We start from the raw sequence: 16,842 nt of genomic DNA on the forward strand, positions 1-16,842 counted from the left end.
CCTCGGGCGCCCAGCAGGGCGTGTCCAAGATCGAAGTCATCCTGGTGCTCGACATCACGGGTTCGATGGGCGAATCCTCGGGCACGACCACCAAGATCGCGGCGCTGCGCACGGCTGCGACGAACTTCGTCAACATCCTGAAGTTCAGCCGCGACGCCGGGGGCAACTACACGATCCCGAAGGATCCGAACAACCTGATCTCGATCGGGATGGTGCCCTATTCGTCGAACGTGAACATTCCCAGGAACCTGCGCGACCAGTTCGCATTCAGCAACCTGGCAAGCTGGAGTGTGTCGCCGGTGCCAGCGGCAGGCACGGGCGTGCCGAACATCAACTGCCTTGAATTCCCGGTCAGCACCTGGAGCGAGACTGAAATGTCCCGCACGACGTCCTATCCACTGGCAGCGGTGGCCGACACCTATGCTCCCGGCACGACCCCGAACCCGACCGTCACCACCTCGAACACGGGTGGACGGGTCGTGCTGAACTTCCGCAGTCCCACGGCCACTGGCACGGGAACGACAGGGTCGGTTCCGAACATGGCCGGCAACGACGTGATCTGCAACCACGGCGACAACCCCAGCACTGGCACGAACGAGACGACGGGAAACATGGTCCTGCTTCCGACCACGGTGCCGTCCACCGTCACCAACCAGATCGCCCTGCTGCAGCCGCGCGGTCGGACCTCGATCGCCGTGGGGATGCGCTGGGGCACGCTTCTCATGGATGAAACCGCCCGCCCGATCTACTCGGCGCTGCGCGGCGGCGAACCCGCGATGGCCGGACGTCCGACCGCCAACAACGACGGCGAAACCCGCAAGATCATCGTTCTGATGACCGACGGCGACCACGTTGCCAGCGACCATATCCGCGACGCCTACAAGACCGGCCTTTCGCCGATCTGGCGCGGGGCGGACGGCAACTTCGCCATCCGTTACACCAATGGCGGCACTGCGCTTACCGGCGGGACCCGGCCCTTCATGCCGACGACGACGAACACCTGCTCTGGCTGGCCGATGGCGTCGAACCGCGAATATTTCATCCCTCACCTCAAGGCCAACTCGCTTGCGCCGCGTAACCGGGCCTCGGATCCCGAAGGCCAAAGCTCGGGCGGAACGGCCGTAACGGGCGCTTGCGATCCGCGTGCGTGGCAGGCTGCACCGACCTGGACCGGCAGCGGCACAGCCCGGCAGCTCGACTGGTCGGAAGTCTGGCGCTTTGTCCGCGTCGACTGGGTCGTGCAGCAGCTTTACATGCGCTCGGGCGTACAGGGGACCAGCGGGTACAACACGGTCCGCAGCCTTTTCGTCGCGCCCTACCTGCAGAACGACGCCTACATGGACGGCCTTCTGAACACGAACTGCACGGCTGCAAAGACCGCCGGTTTCGAAGTCTTCGGCATCGTCCTTGGTAACGCCGGAACGGTGAACGAAGCGCCGGTCCAGAACTGCGCGTCGCCCGGCACGGGCTACTACTACCGTGCGTTCAGTGGGGACGAGCTGAACTCGGCCTTCGAGCAGATCGCTGTCCTTGTCTCGCCGCTGAAGTTGACGCAATGACCCGGATCCGCGCATTCCTCAAGGACGAGACCGGAACGGGGCCGATCGAGTTCGTCTTCGTCTTCCCGATCATTTTCATGATCTTCACGGTCTCGTTCGAAAGCAGCATGTTCATGGCGCGCCACGTGATGTTCGACCGCGCCGTGGACCAGGTTGTCCGCCAGATCAGGCTGGGCAATTACCGAAACTTCACGCACCAGAACCTCAAGCAAAGGATCTGCGAGGAAGGGATGATGATCAATTCCGTCGCGACCTGCATGAACAACATGAAGATCTGGATGCAGCCGATCAACACCGGCTCGTTCGCGATGGTCGCTCCGCCGAAGAACTGCGTCGACCGCGTGCAGGACGTCAACCTGGACGAGCCGCCGGCCAACGAGTTCGCCTACGGCACCGACAACGACATCATGCTTCTGCGCATCTGCCTGAAGGAAAGGCCGATGTTCGGTGCCGCTTCCGCCTTTGCGGTCGGGATGAGCACTGAACCCGATGGCACCTACGCGCTGCTGGTGAACTCGGTCTTCGTGAACGAACCGGGATGAAACAGATGCGCAAATCCGTTCAACGTTTCCAGGCCTTTCTGCGCGAAGAAGATGGGCTGATCCTCGCCGAGGGGGTCATGATGCTGCCCCTGATCATCTGGGCGATGGTGGCGATGTTCATCTACTGGGACGTCTTCCGCACCGTCAACGTGACGCAGAAGGCCGCCTATTCCGTCGCGGACCTTCTGTCGCGCCAGAAGGACGACATTCCGGTCGCCTTCGCGAATGGCCTGCAGAATGTGGTGAACTTCCTGACGCCGGGTGGCCACGAGGTTGCAATCCGGATCACCAGCTTCGAATGTGTCTCTCCGGCCGACCTGGTCTGCGATTCCGACAGTGGGTCCTACCGGCTGCTCTTCTCGATGTCGCCACAGGGCAAGGTACCCGCGCTGACCCAGGCCGGCATCCAAGGCTGGCGGGGCTCCAGGATCCCTGTGATGAATGCGGGGGAAAGTCTGTACGTCGTCGAGACCGAGGTTCAGTTCCAGACCCAGATGAAATCGGTTCTGGCGGGCTTTCTGGTCGCGGTTGAAGACAGAACCTACGGCCAGTTCGTCGTGACCCGTCCGCGTCACCGCAGGCTCTGCCTGGTGGGCACGACCACCTGCACCTGATCGCTTGGCACCGACGCCTGCGGATCGCGGCCGTCCAGCGCTGACACCGGCTTCCCCCCGGCGCGTTCCGGGGGTAGCGTGCCGGGGTCACACCGGGATCATCATGCGCCTGCTTGTCCTTCTGCTATTGGCCAGCCTGTCAGGCTGCGCCCCCTTCCCCGAAATCGACGCGATGGGCCCGGATACCGGCCCGCCGCCGCAGTTGCTGCCGATCGACGACCTGCTCGCGCAGGCCGCACCGCAGACCACGGATCCCGGTCCCGCTGTCCTGGCCCGCGCGGCCGGGCTGCGGGCCCGGGCCTCGGCCGTATCCGCAGCCCCGCCCGCGCCCTGACGGCGTTGCACCCGCTTCGGCTTCCGGCTAACAGACGACAGCCGCAAACTGCCAAAGGTTCCCCGATGTCCGCCGTCCCCTTGCGTCTTGGTCTTGCCGGCCTTGGAACTGTCGGCATCGGTGTCGTCAAGATCGTCCAGGCCCATGCCGACCTGATCGCCGCGCGCACTGGCCGCCCGGTGGTGATCACCGCCGTTTCGGCCCGCGACCAGACAAAGAACCGCGACGCCGACCTGTCCGGCTATGCCTGGGAGACCGACCCTGTCTCCCTTGCACAGCGCCCCGACATCGACGTCTTCGTCGAGGTGATTGGCGGCCACGAGGGCCCGGCGAAGGACGCGACGGAAGCGGCCATCGCTGCGGGCAAACACGTCGTCTCTGCCAACAAGGCGCTTCTTGCCCACCACGGCCAGGCCCTTGCCGAGGCGGCCGAGGCTGCAAACCTCGCCCTGCGGTTCGAGGCCGCCGTCGCCGGGGGCATCCCCGTCATCAAGGCCCTGACCGAAGGGCTGGCGGGCAACCGCATAAAGCGCGTCATGGGTGTGATGAACGGCTCGTGCAACTATATCCTGACCCGGATGCAGTCGGAAAACCTGCCCTACGAGACCGTGTTCGAGGAGGCCCGCCAGCTGGGCTACCTGGAAGCCGACCCGAACCTCGACGTCGGCGGCATCGACGCGGGCCACAAGTTGTCGCTTCTCGCCTCCATCGCCTTCGGCACCCGCGTCGCGTTTGACGCCGTGGAACTGGAAGGCATCGGCAATGTCTCGATCGACGATATTCGCCTCGCCGAGGACATGGGTTACCGCATCAAGCTTCTGGGCGTCGCCCAGATGACGGGGCGCGGGCTGGAGCAGCGCATGACCCCCTGCCTTGTCCCCGCCGACAGCCCCCTGGGCCAACTGCAGGGCGGCACCAACATGGTCGTCCTGGAAGGCGACAGCGTTGGCCAGATCGTCCTGCGCGGCCCCGGTGCCGGGATGGGTCCGACCGCCAGCGCGGTGATGGCCGACGTCATCGACATCGCCCGCGGCTTCCGCCTGCCGACCTTCGGCCAGCCCGCGAGCACGCTTTCGGCAGCCCAGCCCGCGAAGTCGGCGACGCCCGCGCCCTACTACCTGCGCATGACGCTTCTCGACAAACCCGGCGCGCTGGCAAAGATCGCGACCTGCCTTGGCGATTCCGGCGTTTCGATCGACCAGATGCGCCAGTACGGCCACCAGGGCACCAACGCACCCGTGTTGATCGTCACTCACAAGGCCGCCCCCGACGATGTCGCCCACGCCATGACCCGCTTCGCCGCGACCGGAGTCCTCGTGGGCGCCCCCGTCGCGATCCGGATCGAGGAAGTCTGATTTCTTGACAGAACTTGCCCGCCGGTCCGATGCTTGGCCTTGAACCGGTTCAGTGAGATCAGACAATGCGGGGGGTCCTTCTGACCCTCTTGTTCGCCGCGCCCGCGCTGGCCGAACAAGTCGCAGGCATCGACGATCCGGCCTTTCGCCAGCCGTTCGAGATGGCGTTGCAGGCTGACGATCCCCTTGCGGTGATCGACCTGCACAACGCCGCATCGACAGGAAACACTGCTGCGCTCCTTGCGCTTCCGGCTGCATTGGACTGGTTTTCAAAGGACGTACCGTCGTCGGTCCGGCGGCAATTGGTCTTCGTAAATGGTGTTTCCGTGTTCGATGCACTTGCCAAGGCCGACCCGGTCGCCGCTGCCTGGGGAATGATGGGCGGTGTCGGAACGTCCGATATGGATGCCCTTCTTGACCGCGCCTTCTTCCTCTACGCCGCGGGCGAAGTGGAAAAGGGCACTGCTCTCTTCCTGACCTGACAGCGCCAGACGCAAGCCTATGCGCCGTTGCCGCCGGGCTTTTTTGACCAGCCCCTTCCCGATTGGGCCGTGGCCATGCACCTGCAAGATCGGCTGACCTATGTGGGCGGCGATTATCCCGCAGCAGCCGAGGCCTTGCTGGCCGAACGTCTGAAGCTGGATGATCGCGCGGGCTGGATGGGACTGGTGTTGTACTCCGGGCTGCACCTTCCGCTGGAAAACCGGGCCCAGGTGGATCAGCAGCGGATTGACCGGATCCTTTCGGCAGCAGGATATTCACCCGCTGACGGACTTGCGCGCATGGCAGAGGTGATCCCGGTGCTACAGGCCCTTCAAAGGCCCCGCCCGATCCTCAGCGCCCAGACCGCGCTGGCGGCCGCGGCGCTATTGGCCGATGACCCTGCGTTCAGGTCGTTGGAAACGTTTTGCCAAACGCGATGCTCCGCTACGATGACGGCCTGTGCCGCCGGTTACCTGGCCGCCTTTGGCCACCCGCAGCAAAGTATTGCCCTTGAAGCGCAGCCTTTCGTTGCCGTGATCTCGCAGGACGCCTTCTTCGCATCGCTGCGCGGCCAGAAGGTCATTCTGCAATCGACGCAGCGGCTCAGCGGCGCGAACCGTGCGGACTCGCCAGTCCAATTGGCCTTGCGGCAGATCGACACCTGTCTTGCCGATGCCATTCTGAACTTCCCTCGCTGACCGTTAGCGCCACCACGCTTGCCGCGTCCAAGGCCCCCGGATACACGGAAGAAAACCCCGGGGGACCAGATGTCAGAAAAATCGCAGTTCCAGGATCGTCTCCTGTCCCTCGGCCTTGGCCGTGTGTCCGAAGCCGCCGCGCTTGCCTCCGCCCGCCTGATCGGCCGCGGGGATGAGAAGGCCGCCGACCAGGCAGCCGTCAACGCGATGCGTGACCAGCTGAACCTTCTCGACATCAAGGGCGTCGTCGTCATCGGCGAGGGAGAACGTGACGAGGCCCCGATGCTGTACATCGGCGAAGAGGTCGGCACCGGCAACGGACCCGAGGTCGACATCGCCCTCGACCCCCTCGAAGGCACCACGCTGACCGCCAAGGACATGCCGAACGCCCTGACCGTCATCGCGATGGCCCCGCGAGGCACCCTTCTGCACGCCCCCGACGTCTACATGGACAAGCTTGCCATCGGCCCCGGCCTCAAGCCCGGCACCGTCACGCTGTCGATGACCCCGTCGGAACGCGTCTCGAACCTCGCCGCCGCCAAGGGCTGCTCGACCGAGGACATAACCGTCTGCATCCTCGACCGCCCCCGCCATGAGGACCTGATCGCCGAGGTCCGCTCTACTGGTGCTGCGATCCGCCTGATCACCGACGGCGATGTCGCGGGCGTCATGCACTGCGCCGAGCCCGAGCTGACCGGAATCGACATGTACATGGGCTCGGGCGGCGCACCGGAAGGCGTCCTCGCCGCCGCCGCGCTGAAATGCATGGGCGGGCAGTTCTACGGCAAGCTTCTCTTCCGCAACGACGACGAACGCGCCCGCGCCCGCAAGGCCGGGATCACCAACTTCGACCGCGTCTACACCCGCGACGACCTGGTGCGCGCCGACGTGATCTTTGCCGCCACCGGCGTGACGAACGGCTCGCTCCTGGCGGGCATCAAGCGCGATCCGGGTTGGGTGACGCTGGAGACGATCCTGATGCGCTCCAAATCCGGCTCGATCCGCCGGATGACCTACAAGACCCCGGTAAAGTAGGTCGGGCTTCAGCCCGACTCACATGCTCACAGCCGAACGCAGGTTGCCGCGTCAGGCCTCCATCGGTAACGATGCGGGACCTTGCAGCAGGACCCCGGGGAAAATGCCCACCCGCCGCGTGACTGGCCTTCTGGCCACCAACATCTTTCTGTCCGGTGCCGCCTTCGCCGCGATGACGCCCTATCGGGCCATCGTAGGCGTCGATGAGCTTGGCCTGTCGAACGCCGCTTTCGGCACGATCATGGCGCTGACCGCCGTCGGCAGCGCCTGTGCCTCGGTGGCGCTTGGCTGGCTCTCGGACAAGGTTGCCGACCGCCGTGTCCTGATCTTTCTCTGCGCGGTGATGGGCGTCGTTGCCTTCGGTCTGATCTGGGCCATCCAGACACCGTTCGTCTTCGTCCTCGCGTTCTGCCTCCTGGTTCCCTTCGGCAACGCGCTCTTTTCGCAAAGCTTTTCCTACTCGCGGGCCTTTTACAACCGCACCCACCCCGAGCGGGCCGAGTTCATCCTGTCGCTTCTGCGCAGCATGTTCACTCTGGCCTGGATCGTCGTGCCGCCCCTGGCCGGGTTGATCGCGGCACGCTGGTCGGCCTATTCGGTCTTCGCCTTCTCGGCCGTGGCCCATGTTGGCTGCACGCTGGTGATCGGCCTCCTCTGGCTGCAACCGAACGCAAAGATCGGGGTGGCTGCCTCCGACCCGGACACACCAGCGGACCCGCCGCCCCGCATCCGCATCGCCACCCCTTACAGATTCGGGATCATCGGCGTGACCTGCGCAATGGCCGCCGTGCAGCTGAACATGGTGCTTCTGCCGCTGGTCATCCTGCGCGACCTGAACGGGAGCCTGGCGCAAGTCGGCATCAACGCCTCGATCGCTGCGGCCATCGAAGTGCCCGCAATGATCGGCTGGGGCTACCTTGCGATGCGGGTGCGCAAGGACGTGATCCTTGCCGTCGCCAGCGCGCTCTTCGCGCTTTACTTCGGGCTTATGCTCTTTGTCGGCAGCTTTCTTCAGGTCGTCCTTCTGCAAGCCATCGCTGCCGTCGCCATCGCGGCTTTACTCAGCATCAACATCAGCTACCTGCAAGAGGCGATCCCGTCCCGCGTCGGCCTGTCGACGTCGCTCGTCGATCTGTCGCGGGTTGTCTCGGTCTGGATCGCCGCAGCGGTCTTTTCGCTGAACTCCGCTGCAACCTACACGCCGTTCATGGCAGTGGCCGCACTTCTCAGTCTGGCAGGGGCCGCTCTGATGCTGCTGGCCGCGCGCAGCCGCCGTCTGCAAATGCCCGGATGAACCGGACGCCACATCGGCCCCTTGCGTCCCCTCCCTGGCCAGACTGACGGCCGGAAGGTAAACGCATCCATCCAACCCCTTGATACCAAAATCGGCAGCCCACTCCCCCCTTGCGCGGCCTTCGCCTTTCCGGCACCCCTGTCCGCATGACCGCCTTCCTTTCCGTTGAAACCTCCCTCTCCGGCCGCCGCTGGGTCGGCCCCGACCCCGTGCAGGACCGGCTGGCCGAGGGCATGGCCCAGCAGACCCGCCTCCCTCTCCCCCTCTGCCGCATCCTTGCGGCGCGCGGAGTGTCCCCCGAGGACGCCCCCGCCTTCCTGGCCCCCTCGCTGCGCGATCTGATGCCCGACCCCCTGACCCTGCGGGACATGGGGACCGCCGCCGACCGTCTGCTCCACGCGGTCAGTCGCCGCGAACGGATCGCCATCTTCGCCGACTACGACGTCGACGGCGGCTCTTCGGCGGCCCTTCTCCTGGTCTGGCTCCGGGCCTTTGGGCTGCAGGCGACACTCTACATCCCCGACCGCATCGACGAGGGCTACGGCCCCAACGTCCCCGCGATGGCCCAGCTGGCCGCGGCCCACGACCTGATCCTCTGCGTCGACTGCGGCACCCTGTCCCACGAGCCCATCGCTGCCGCCAAGGGGGCCGACGTGGTGATCCTTGACCACCACCTCGCGCTGGAAACCCTGCCCGCGGCCCTTGCCATCGTGAACCCCAACCGGCAGGACGAGGACGGCGCGCTTGCCCATCTCTGCGCCGCCGGAGTTGTCTTCATGCTTCTGGTCGAGGCGAACCGACGGCTGAAGCAGCAGGGCAGCCAGGGCCCCGACCTGATGGCGCTTCTCGACCTTGTCGCGCTGGCGACCATTGCCGACGTGGCCCCGCTGATCGGTCTCAACCGAGCCTTTGTCCGGCAGGGCCTGAAGATCATGGCCCGCCGGGATCGCCCCGGCCTGCGCGCGCTGGCCGATGTCTCGCGCATGGATCAGGCCCCCACCCCCTATGCCCTGGGCTTCCTGCTTGGCCCCCGCGTCAATGCCGGGGGCCGCATCGGTCAGGCCGACCTTGGCGCACGGCTTCTGGCCACCGATGACGAGATGGAGGCCTCGCGCATTGCCGCCCGCCTTGACCAGTTGAACACCGAACGCCGCGAGATCACCGAGCGGGTCCGCGAAGAGGCCCTTGCCCAGGCCGAGGCGCGCGGGCTTGACGGACCTCTGGTCTGGGCCGCGGCGGAAGGCTGGCACCCCGGCGTCGTCGGCATCGTCGCGGCGCGGCTGAAGGAAGCGGCGAACCGCCCCTCGGTCGTGATCGGCTTCGAGGGCGACATCGGCAAGGGCTCGGCCCGGTCGGTGCCCGGCGTCGATCTAGGTGCCGCAATCCAGCGCATCGCGGCCGAGGGGCTGATCCAGAAGGGCGGCGGCCACAAGATGGCGGCGGGCCTGACCTTGACCCGGCCGCAACTGGAACCGGCGATGGCGCGGCTGGGTGAGCTGCTGGCCCGTCAGGGGGCCGGGGCCACGGGCCCGCGCGACCTGCGGATCGACAGCCTGCTTGCCACCTCGGGGGCGACCGTGCCGCTTGTGGAAGAGATCGAGAATGCCGGTCCCTTTGGCCAGGCTGCCCCCGCGCCCCGCTTCGCCTTTGCCAATGCAGCCGTCACCTGCCGCCGGATCGGCGAAAGCCATCTGAAGATCAGCGCCTCGGACGGGTCTGGCCCGGCGCTGGACGCCATCGCCTTCGGGGCCTTCGACGGCCCGCTCGGCGCAACGCTGGAAGGCGCAGGGCACAAGCGTTTCCATCTGGCGGGAAAACTGGAGCTGAACCACTGGAACGGCCGAACCCGGGTGCAGCTTCGCCTTGACGACGCAGCACCCGCGTAACGCATTTTTCCTCTTGCGGAACCCCCGCGCAGATTCTACACACCGCCCCACCAACAGCGTGGCCCGTTCGTCTATCGGTTAGGACACCTGGTTTTCAACCAGGTAAGAGGGGTTCGACTCCCCTACGGGCTGCCACTTCACCAACATGTCAGAGACCGCAGCGCGATCTTCACAAAGGCGTGCTTGATTGTTGCTGCGCACTCAATAGATTGGCCAAAATTCCAATCATAGGTGCCTGATGTTAAGCCTTCTGTCCCGTTTGTCTGCCACCGCCCTGCTGATCGCCCTGCCCTTCGCCTCGCATGCCGCAAGTTGCAGCGACACAGGTGGGCAGTACGAGGGCTGGAAGACCGAGATGGCCGCCGAGGCAAAGGCCGAAGGCGTCGGCAAGCGCGGGATCGACGCGCTGATGGCGACCTCTTATTCCAAGGCGACCATCGGTGCCGACCGGAACCAGAAAAGCTTCAAGTACAGCCTGGAAAAGTTTCTGAATGTCCGAGGGGCCGATACGATCGTCGCCCAGGGCCGCAGCCGCAAGGCGAAGAACCCCGACTTCTATGCCAGCCTTGAGGCAGCCTATGGCGTGCCCGCCGGCGTCATCATCGCGATCCACGGGATGGAGACCGGCTTTGGCGGCTTCATGGGCGACACCAACGTCGTCGCGGCCATCGCCACGCTGACCTATGACTGCCGCCGGTCCGACTTTTTCCGCCCGCACCTGATCGGGGCGCTGAAAATGGTCGACAAGGGCATGATCTCGCCCAACACCGTTGGGGCCAAGCATGGCGAGCTGGGCCACACCCAATTCCTGCCGGGCAACGCCTATACCTACGGCGTGGACGGCAATGGCGACGGCGTCGTCGATCTGTACAACCAGGCCGATGCACTGGCGACCACCGCCAATTTCCTGGCCCGCAAGGGCTGGAAGGCGGGCAAAGGCTACCAGGAGGGCGAGCCGAACTTCGCCGTCATCAAGCAATGGAACGCGGCGAAGGTCTATCAGCAGGCCATCGCGATCATGGGCGCCAAGATCGACGGCTGACCCCTTGCGCCCGTCCGCGCCTGCGGGTAACAGGCGCGCCAGTGGCCCGTTCGTCTATCGGTTAGGACACCTGGTTTTCAACCAGGTAAGAGGGGTTCGACTCCCCTACGGGCTGCCACCTTCCGTTACATCTCGCCAACGGCCATGTGACTGGCTTTCCAGCCAGTTATCGGCTTGATGTGCGCCAGTCCTGAAACTGGAGCCATCATGTTGCGATCCCTGGCCGCTCTCCTGCTTTTGTCCACCGCCGCCTTGGCCGACACCGCCGATGGCGAGGCCCTGAAAGCGATGAGCTGGGACCAGATCGTCGACCAGGCGCGCGGCGGGACGGTGAACTGGTTCATGTGGGGCGGGTCGGACACGATCAATGCCTATGTCTCGGGCTATGTCGCCGACCGGCTGCGCGCCGACTACGACATCACGCTGAACCGGGTGCCGATCACCGACGCCGCCGATATCGTGAACCAGGTCCTGTCCGAGAAAGAGGCCGGAGTGACCGACGCGGGCTCGGTCGACCTTGTCTGGATCAACGGCGAGAATTTCCGCTCGATGAAGCAGGCCGAACTCGTGTTCTGCGGCTATACGGGGCTTTTGCCCAACGACACGCTGATCAACTGGGACAACCCGGCCATCGCCAACGACTTCGGCGTGCCCGTCGACGGCTGCGAGGTGCCCTGGAATACCGTCCAGTTCGCCTTTGCCCATGACAGCGCCGTGGTGGCCGAGCCGCCGCGCGACATGGCCTCGCTTCTGGCGTGGATCAAGGCGAACCCCGGCCGCTTCACCTATCCCGCGCCGCCGGACTTCACCGGCTCGGCCTTCCTGCGCCACGTGTTCATCCACGCCGCGGGTGGCCCCGAAAGCCTGATCGGCCCCTTTGACCAGGCCAAGTTCGATGCGACCGCCGCCAAGACCTGGGCCATTCTGAACGAGATCGAGCCCTTCCTCTGGCGCGAGGGGGCGACCTATCCCACCACCGTCACCCAGCTGAACGAGCTTTTCGCCAATGGCGAGATCGACTTCAGCTTCAACTACGATCCTGCCCAGTTCGGTCTGGCCGTGCAGGCCGGGACCTGGCCGGAGTCCACGCGATCCTTCGGCCTGACGGACGGCACCATCGGCAACACCAACTACACGCTGATCCCCTACAACTCGCCCAACAAGGCCGCCGCGATGGTGGTGCAGAACCTGCTTCTGTCCGGCGAGGCGCAGCTGGAGAAAGCCAAGCCCGAGGTCTGGGGCGCGGCCCCGGCAATAGAGGTCTTGCGCACGCCCCCCGAAGTCCAGGACGGTTTTGCCGCGATCAAGACGCATCCTTCCGTGGTCCCGGCCTTCGAACTGGCCAAGGCCGCCCTGCCCGAGTTGCAGGCCGACTGGCTGACCGCCATTGAAAAGGGCTGGGCGGCGAACGTCGGCAACTGACCGCTCCTCGTTCGACTTCGTCTCCTCCTCGCTGCGCCGCGTCCGCACCCGGCGAGGAGTGACAAGGTCATCGACGAGGAAGTCTCCCTCCAAGATCAGGCACGTCCGACGTCCCCGGCTGCGAGGAGTGACGAAGTCATCGACGAGCCAGCCTCCGCTTGCCCGTAATGTTCCCATCGCGCAAGCTGCCGCCGACCCGCCCGAAAGGCCCCCTCGTGACTGATCGCCCCCGCATCGCCCTCATGCTTGCTCCGGCCCTTCTGGTGCTGGGTGGGCTATTCCTGACTGGGCTTGGTCTGACGCTGCTGCGGTCCTTCCGCTACATGCCTGCGTTGGGGCTGACCGATCCTGACCTGTCCGCCTATGCCGCCATCCTGACCGCGCCGGGCTTTCTGACGTCGCTCGCCCTGTCGCTTTGGATCGCCATCGTATCAACCCTGATCGCCGCCGTACTGGCAATGGCCGTGGCTCTCCTCCTCCGCCAGACCTTCCCGGGCCGGGCGTTCATCAGCTTCCTTGTCCAGCTGAACCTGACGATCCCCCACATCGTCGGCGCCATCGGCATCCTCTACCTCTTCTCGCAATCCGGCAGTTTCGCGCGCCTGGCCCACGCCGCTGGCCTCATCGCAACCCCGGCCGAGTTTCCCGTCCTGACGCAGGACCCCTATGCCATCGGCATCATCCTGCTTTACATCTGGAAGGAACTGCCCTTCATCACGCTGATCCTGCTGGCCAACATGCAAACCCTTGGCGAAGATCACGAATCTGTCGCCCGCAGCCTGGGTGCGACCCGGTGGCAGGCATTCCGGCATGTCCTCTTGCCCCTGCTGATGCCCGGCCTGCTTGCCGCATCGGCCCTGGTCTTCGCCTTTGCCTTCGGAGCCTACGAGGTTCCGCTGATTCTGGGGGCCCATGCCCCGAAGGCGCTGCCGGTCCTTGCCTGGCAGGCCTCGACCGACACGGACCTTGCCACCCGGCCCGAGGCGATGGCGATGGCCGTGGTCATCGCTCTGATCGGCGTTGCCCTTGTGGCGCTTTATGCCCGGGTCCTTGCGAAAGGCGGCAGCGGTGCGCGGTAGCCTCCGCACCCTTGCGGGCCTGGCGCTGGCGGGCTTTCTGGTCCTGCCGCTTGTGCCGCTGGTCGGCTGGTCGGTCGCCCAGGGCTGGCGCTTTCCAAACCTGCTGCCCGACCGGATTTCGCCCCAGGCCTGGAGCTTCGCCCTGTCGCCGCAGTCGGGGGTGCTTGCCAGCTTCGCCACCACCACGCTGATCGCCACCATCACGACCCTGCTTGCGCTGCTGATCGGCCTGCCCGCTGGCCGCGCCCTGGGCATGTACCGCTTCCGCGGGCGCGGCGTGGTCCTTCTTCTCCTTCTGGCCCCGGCTGTTCTGCCCGGCATCGCCATCGTCTTCGGGCTGCACGGCATCCTGTTGCGCCTCGGGCTTGCCGGGACCATTCCCGGCGTGATCCTGGCCCATCTGGTTCCGGTCCTGCCCTACATGACCCTGGTCCTGGCCGCCGTCTTCGCCCGCTTTGACCCGGCTTTCGAGCAGCAGGCCCGCAGTCTTGGCGCGACACCCTGGCAGACCTTCCGCACTGTCACCCTGCCCGCCATCCTGCCCGGCCTGATGATTGCGGCGCTGTTTGCCTTCCTGGTGTCGTGGTCGCAGTACCTGCTGACCCTGTCCATCGGAGGCGGCCGGGTCCAGACCCTGCCCCTTCTCCTGTTCAGCTTTGCCAGCGCCGGGCGCAACGACATCACCGGCGCCATCGCGCTTCTGTACATCCTGCCGGGGCTGCTGATCCTGGCCGTCACGGCGCGCCGCATCACCGGACGGGGCGCGGGCCTGAGCGAAAGGCTGCATCCGTGACGACCCTCTCGCTGCACGCTCTGCGCAAGACCTACCCTGGGGCCGGGCAGGCCGCTGTCCACGACATCGACCTGACGGTCGAAAGCGGCAGCCTGACCGCACTTCTTGGCCCCTCGGGCTGCGGCAAGACCACCACGATGAAGCTGATCGCGGGCCTTGTCGCCCCCGACGCGGGAGAGGTCAGGCTGGACGGCACCCCCATCACCCACCTGCCGCCGGAACGGCGCGGGGTGACGATGGTGTTTCAGAACCCGCTTCTCTTTCCGCATCTGACCATCACGCAGAACATCGGTTTCGGCCTGCGGATGCGCGGCTTCGCCCCTGCCCGGATCGCGGACAGCGTCGCCGAGATGCTGTCGCGTGTTCGCCTTGACGGGCTGGGCGACCGCCGCCCCGCCGCCCTGTCCGGCGGCCAGCAGCAACGCGCGGCCCTGGCCCGGGCGCTGGTCCTGCAGCCCAAGGTCCTTCTTCTGGACGAACCGCTATCGAACCTTGACCCCTCCTTGCGCGACGAGATGCGCCAACTGATCCGCAGTCTGCAGCAGGAAACCGGGATCACCACCATCGTCGTAACCCACGACCAGGCCGAGGCCGTGGCACTTTCCGACCGGATTGCCCTTCTGCTGGACGGTCGCCTTGCCCAGCAGGGCCCGCCCGAGGACCTGTATCGCAACCCGGCCACGCTGGCAGTCGCGCGCTTTTTCGGAGGGGTGAATTTCCTGCCCGGCCGGTCCCGGGGCGGCGTCTTCCAATCCGCGCTGGGGGCGCTGACCCTGCCCCCCGGCACGGCCGAGGGCGAGGGCGTCCTGACCCTCCGCCCCGAGGCGCTGCGCCTTGGTCCCGGCCCGAATGGCCGCTTCGCGCGGGTCGAGGCCGTCACGTTCCTGGGCACGCAGACCCGTGTCAACCTGACCGTCGAAGGCTGCGCGCTGCAGGCCTTGACCTCGCCCGATCTTGCCGCCGCACTGGTGCCCGGCACCAGCCTGACAGTCTCGCTCCCGCCCGAGGCACTTTGGCTGCTGCCGCCAGACTAGGGGGTGCGTGCAAGCGGCGGACCCGCCCTCGGGCGGACCGCCTTGCAGCTACTCGCCGCGCGTGACCAGAAGCACCGCCCGGCTGCGGCCTGCATGCTTGGCCGCATAAAGCGCCCGGTCAGCCGCGGCAAGCAGCTGCACGGGTTCCAGCACCGCAAGGTCCAGTGACCGGACGATGCCGATACTGGCCGAGACATTGCAAAGCTGCCCCTCGAAATCCATCGGTTCGCTGATGCGGGCAATGATCCGTTCGGCGATGATCTGCAGCAGCTTCGGGTCGGTGCGGTTCGCCAGGATCACCACGAACTCGTCACCGCCAACCCGCGCCGCGCAATCCTCGGCGCGCAGCTGTTCGCGCAGGATGCGGCCGACATTGCTGAGCACGAAGTCGCCCGCGGCATGGCCCAGCGTGTCGTTGACGGCCTTGAAGAAATCCAGGTCCAAGTGCAAAAGCCCAAAGCCCGCCCGGGCCGCGCAAAGCCGTTCCAGCACCAGATCGGCTGCGCGACGGTTGCGCAGGCCAGTCAGGGGGTCGGTCATCGCCTCTTCCTCGGCCGCGATCCGCGCGCCTTCCAGCCGCAGGTTCAGGCCCCGCAGCTCTCGCGTGACGGCGGCATTGGCCTCGGCCATGTAGAGCAGTTCCATCGCCAGATCAGTCGCGGCGAAATCGGCGTCCGTCAGCGCCAGATCGCGCACGGCGGTCGTCAGGTCGATCCCGAACGACAGGTTCAGCAGGATGCGCCCCGACCCCGGCAGGCGCTGGCCCAGACCGCGCAGCCCGACGCGCACACCGTTCTTCGGCAGAAGCCGGAACCGGTTGCCCCCCCGCGCCAGAACCTGTCCGATGGTGACAGCCCCACCGGGTGATCGCACCTCGAACAGATCCTCGAATCGCGCGCCGGGCACCGCGCCCGGCTGCAGCACCCGCGCCAAGGTCGGCCCGTAGCTGATCGCGCGGCCCTCGGCGTCCAAAAGCAGGTGCATCGGCATGAACTGCGCCGTGGCGGCACCGTCCAGCTCGATCCGGTCCTCGGGACGAAGTGTCTGCATCTACCCCTCCGGCAGCGCCAGGTCGAACCGCCGCGCCTTGGCGTGGCGGCGGTCAAGGACCGAAATCGAGGTGCAATCGGCTGACTCCGCCTCGATCAGGCAGAGCGTGCCATAGTCGTCAGCCATTGCTGTCATAAGACCAACCAGCACCCGCTGCGTGGCGCGCAGGTGCGAGTGGCAGCACAGCGTGAACCGGTCTTCGCCCTGCTCGACCAGAGTCACCTCCGGCGCCTCAAGGTCCGGCATCGCCAGCCGCGCCCGGCCCGGCAGCTCTTCCAGCGAATAAAGGAAATCCGCGAAGGTGACCCCGCCAAAGCGCAACAGTCGCCGGACCCCCTCGCGCCCGGGGTGGGTCACCAGATGGATACCGACATCCTCCCAGATCGCATCGGCAGAACGGCCCAGAGCTTCGGCCACGACCTGAGCGATGCGGTCGGCGGTGCCCGGTTCATAGTGGAGCATCGGCTCGAAGCTGAGCACACCCATATCCGCCCGACGACAGACCGACTGCCAGCGCTCGGCCCCGAACGTGTCGATCACATAGCTTTGCAAGGATCGCAGCAAAAGCGCATCCATGTCCGACCCCATGACAGTTTCGGCGGCAAGGCTATCGCGCATTGGT

Annotated in this window: 16 protein-coding genes, 2 tRNA genes and 1 pseudogene; 17 read left to right on the forward strand and 2 right to left on the reverse strand. The window is 66.1% G+C overall.

What is annotated here, in order from left to right; translation table 11 throughout:
* The 17 genes and pseudogenes from U1E69_RS04025 to U1E69_RS04105 form a co-directional block, all read left to right on the forward strand.
* Window positions 1-1,559, forward strand: a pseudogene (locus tag U1E69_RS04025) (hypothetical protein); the annotation flags it as partial.
* A complete protein-coding gene (locus U1E69_RS04030; RefSeq protein WP_322243030.1) occupies window positions 1,556-2,101 on the forward strand; it encodes a pilus assembly protein in 546 nt (181 codons plus the stop codon). The pseudogene U1E69_RS04025 and the gene U1E69_RS04030, both read left to right, overlap by 4 nt.
* A gap of 5 nt (window positions 2,102-2,106) precedes the next feature.
* Window positions 2,107-2,715: a hypothetical protein gene (locus U1E69_RS04035; protein WP_322243031.1), complete on the forward strand. Its 609-nt coding sequence runs from the start codon at window positions 2,107-2,109 to the stop codon at window positions 2,713-2,715.
* Between the two features lie 103 nt (window positions 2,716-2,818).
* The gene (locus U1E69_RS04040) at window positions 2,819-3,049 is read left to right on the forward strand and encodes a hypothetical protein (RefSeq protein ID WP_322243032.1); all 231 of its coding nucleotides are present in this window, start codon (window positions 2,819-2,821) and stop codon (window positions 3,047-3,049) included.
* Between the two features lie 65 nt (window positions 3,050-3,114).
* Window positions 3,115-4,404, forward strand: coding sequence for a homoserine dehydrogenase (locus U1E69_RS04045; protein ID WP_322243034.1), 1,290 nt, complete (start codon window positions 3,115-3,117; stop codon window positions 4,402-4,404).
* An 89-nt stretch (window positions 4,405-4,493) separates the two neighbouring features.
* A complete protein-coding gene (locus U1E69_RS04050) occupies window positions 4,494-4,886 on the forward strand; it encodes a hypothetical protein (RefSeq protein WP_322243036.1) in 393 nt (130 codons plus the stop codon).
* A gap of 75 nt (window positions 4,887-4,961) precedes the next feature.
* A complete protein-coding gene (locus tag U1E69_RS04055) occupies window positions 4,962-5,585 on the forward strand; it encodes a hypothetical protein (RefSeq protein ID WP_322243037.1) in 624 nt (207 codons plus the stop codon).
* Between the two features lie 69 nt (window positions 5,586-5,654).
* Entirely contained in the window at window positions 5,655-6,620 is a 966-nt protein-coding gene (gene glpX / locus U1E69_RS04060) for a class II fructose-bisphosphatase (RefSeq protein ID WP_322243038.1), read from the forward strand.
* A gap of 103 nt (window positions 6,621-6,723) precedes the next feature.
* Window positions 6,724-7,914, forward strand: a complete 1,191-nt coding sequence (locus U1E69_RS04065) for an MFS transporter (protein ID WP_322243039.1) — start codon at window positions 6,724-6,726, stop codon at window positions 7,912-7,914.
* A gap of 146 nt (window positions 7,915-8,060) precedes the next feature.
* Window positions 8,061-9,800 carry a single-stranded-DNA-specific exonuclease RecJ gene (gene recJ, locus U1E69_RS04070; RefSeq protein WP_322243040.1) on the forward strand — a complete coding sequence of 580 codons (1,740 nt, stop codon included), beginning with the start codon at window positions 8,061-8,063 and terminating at the stop codon, window positions 9,798-9,800.
* 60 nt (window positions 9,801-9,860) lie between these two features.
* Window positions 9,861-9,935 (forward strand) — tRNA-Glu (locus U1E69_RS04075).
* Window positions 9,936-10,038: 103 nt separating this feature from the next.
* Window positions 10,039-10,842 (forward strand): lytic murein transglycosylase, encoded by an 804-nt coding sequence (locus U1E69_RS04080; RefSeq protein WP_322243041.1) that lies wholly within the window; start codon window positions 10,039-10,041, stop codon window positions 10,840-10,842.
* A gap of 43 nt (window positions 10,843-10,885) precedes the next feature.
* A tRNA-Glu gene (locus tag U1E69_RS04085) sits at window positions 10,886-10,960 on the forward strand.
* 89 nt (window positions 10,961-11,049) lie between these two features.
* Window positions 11,050-12,264, forward strand: a complete 1,215-nt coding sequence (locus tag U1E69_RS04090; RefSeq protein WP_322243042.1) for an ABC transporter substrate-binding protein — start codon at window positions 11,050-11,052, stop codon at window positions 12,262-12,264.
* Window positions 12,265-12,479: 215 nt separating this feature from the next.
* Entirely contained in the window at window positions 12,480-13,343 is an 864-nt protein-coding gene (locus U1E69_RS04095) for an ABC transporter permease (RefSeq protein WP_322243044.1), read from the forward strand.
* A complete protein-coding gene (locus U1E69_RS04100) occupies window positions 13,333-14,136 on the forward strand; it encodes an ABC transporter permease (RefSeq protein WP_322243046.1) in 804 nt (267 codons plus the stop codon). The genes U1E69_RS04095 and U1E69_RS04100 overlap by 11 nt, the downstream gene beginning before the upstream one ends.
* Entirely contained in the window at window positions 14,133-15,170 is a 1,038-nt protein-coding gene (locus U1E69_RS04105) for an ABC transporter ATP-binding protein (protein ID WP_322243047.1), read from the forward strand. The genes U1E69_RS04100 and U1E69_RS04105 overlap by 4 nt, the downstream gene beginning before the upstream one ends.
* Window positions 15,171-15,218: 48 nt before the next feature.
* Here U1E69_RS04105 and U1E69_RS04110 read toward each other — a convergent pair whose 3' ends face one another.
* Together U1E69_RS04110 and U1E69_RS04115 are read right to left on the reverse strand one after the other, a co-directional pair.
* Complete coding sequence (locus U1E69_RS04110) at window positions 15,219-16,220, reverse strand: GGDEF domain-containing protein (protein WP_322243049.1); 1,002 nt, start codon at window positions 16,218-16,220, stop codon at window positions 15,219-15,221.
* Window positions 16,221-16,838 carry a heme NO-binding domain-containing protein gene (locus U1E69_RS04115; RefSeq protein WP_322243050.1) on the reverse strand — a complete coding sequence of 206 codons (618 nt, stop codon included), beginning with the start codon at window positions 16,836-16,838 and terminating at the stop codon, window positions 16,221-16,223.
* Window positions 16,839-16,842 lie beyond the last annotated feature (4 nt).

It is taken from the genome of Tabrizicola sp. (assembly GCF_034366665.1).
Classification (GTDB): Bacteria; Pseudomonadota; Alphaproteobacteria; order Rhodobacterales; family Rhodobacteraceae; genus Tabrizicola.

Bases quoted from the DNA above. Each gene is read 5' to 3' on its own strand.
- U1E69_RS04030 (WP_322243030.1), top strand. From the start codon at position 1,556: ATGACCCGGATCCGCGCATTCCTCAAGGACGAGACCGGAACGGGGCCG.
- U1E69_RS04035 (WP_322243031.1), top strand. From the start codon at position 2,107: ATGCGCAAATCCGTTCAACGTTTCCAGGCCTTTCTGCGCGAAGAAGAT.
- U1E69_RS04040 (WP_322243032.1), top strand. From the start codon at position 2,819: ATGCGCCTGCTTGTCCTTCTGCTATTGGCCAGCCTGTCAGGCTGCGCC.
- U1E69_RS04045 (WP_322243034.1), top strand. From the start codon at position 3,115: ATGTCCGCCGTCCCCTTGCGTCTTGGTCTTGCCGGCCTTGGAACTGTC.
- U1E69_RS04055 (WP_322243037.1), top strand. From the start codon at position 4,962: ATGCACCTGCAAGATCGGCTGACCTATGTGGGCGGCGATTATCCCGCA.
- glpX (WP_322243038.1), top strand. From the start codon at position 5,655: ATGTCAGAAAAATCGCAGTTCCAGGATCGTCTCCTGTCCCTCGGCCTT.
- U1E69_RS04065 (WP_322243039.1), top strand. From the start codon at position 6,724: ATGCCCACCCGCCGCGTGACTGGCCTTCTGGCCACCAACATCTTTCTG.
- recJ (WP_322243040.1), top strand. From the start codon at position 8,061: ATGACCGCCTTCCTTTCCGTTGAAACCTCCCTCTCCGGCCGCCGCTGG.
- U1E69_RS04080 (WP_322243041.1), top strand. From the start codon at position 10,039: ATGTTAAGCCTTCTGTCCCGTTTGTCTGCCACCGCCCTGCTGATCGCC.
- U1E69_RS04090 (WP_322243042.1), top strand. From the start codon at position 11,050: ATGTTGCGATCCCTGGCCGCTCTCCTGCTTTTGTCCACCGCCGCCTTG.
- U1E69_RS04110 (WP_322243049.1), bottom strand. From the start codon at position 16,220: ATGCAGACACTTCGTCCCGAGGACCGGATCGAGCTGGACGGTGCCGCC.
- U1E69_RS04115 (WP_322243050.1), bottom strand. From the start codon at position 16,838: ATGCGCGATAGCCTTGCCGCCGAAACTGTCATGGGGTCGGACATGGAT.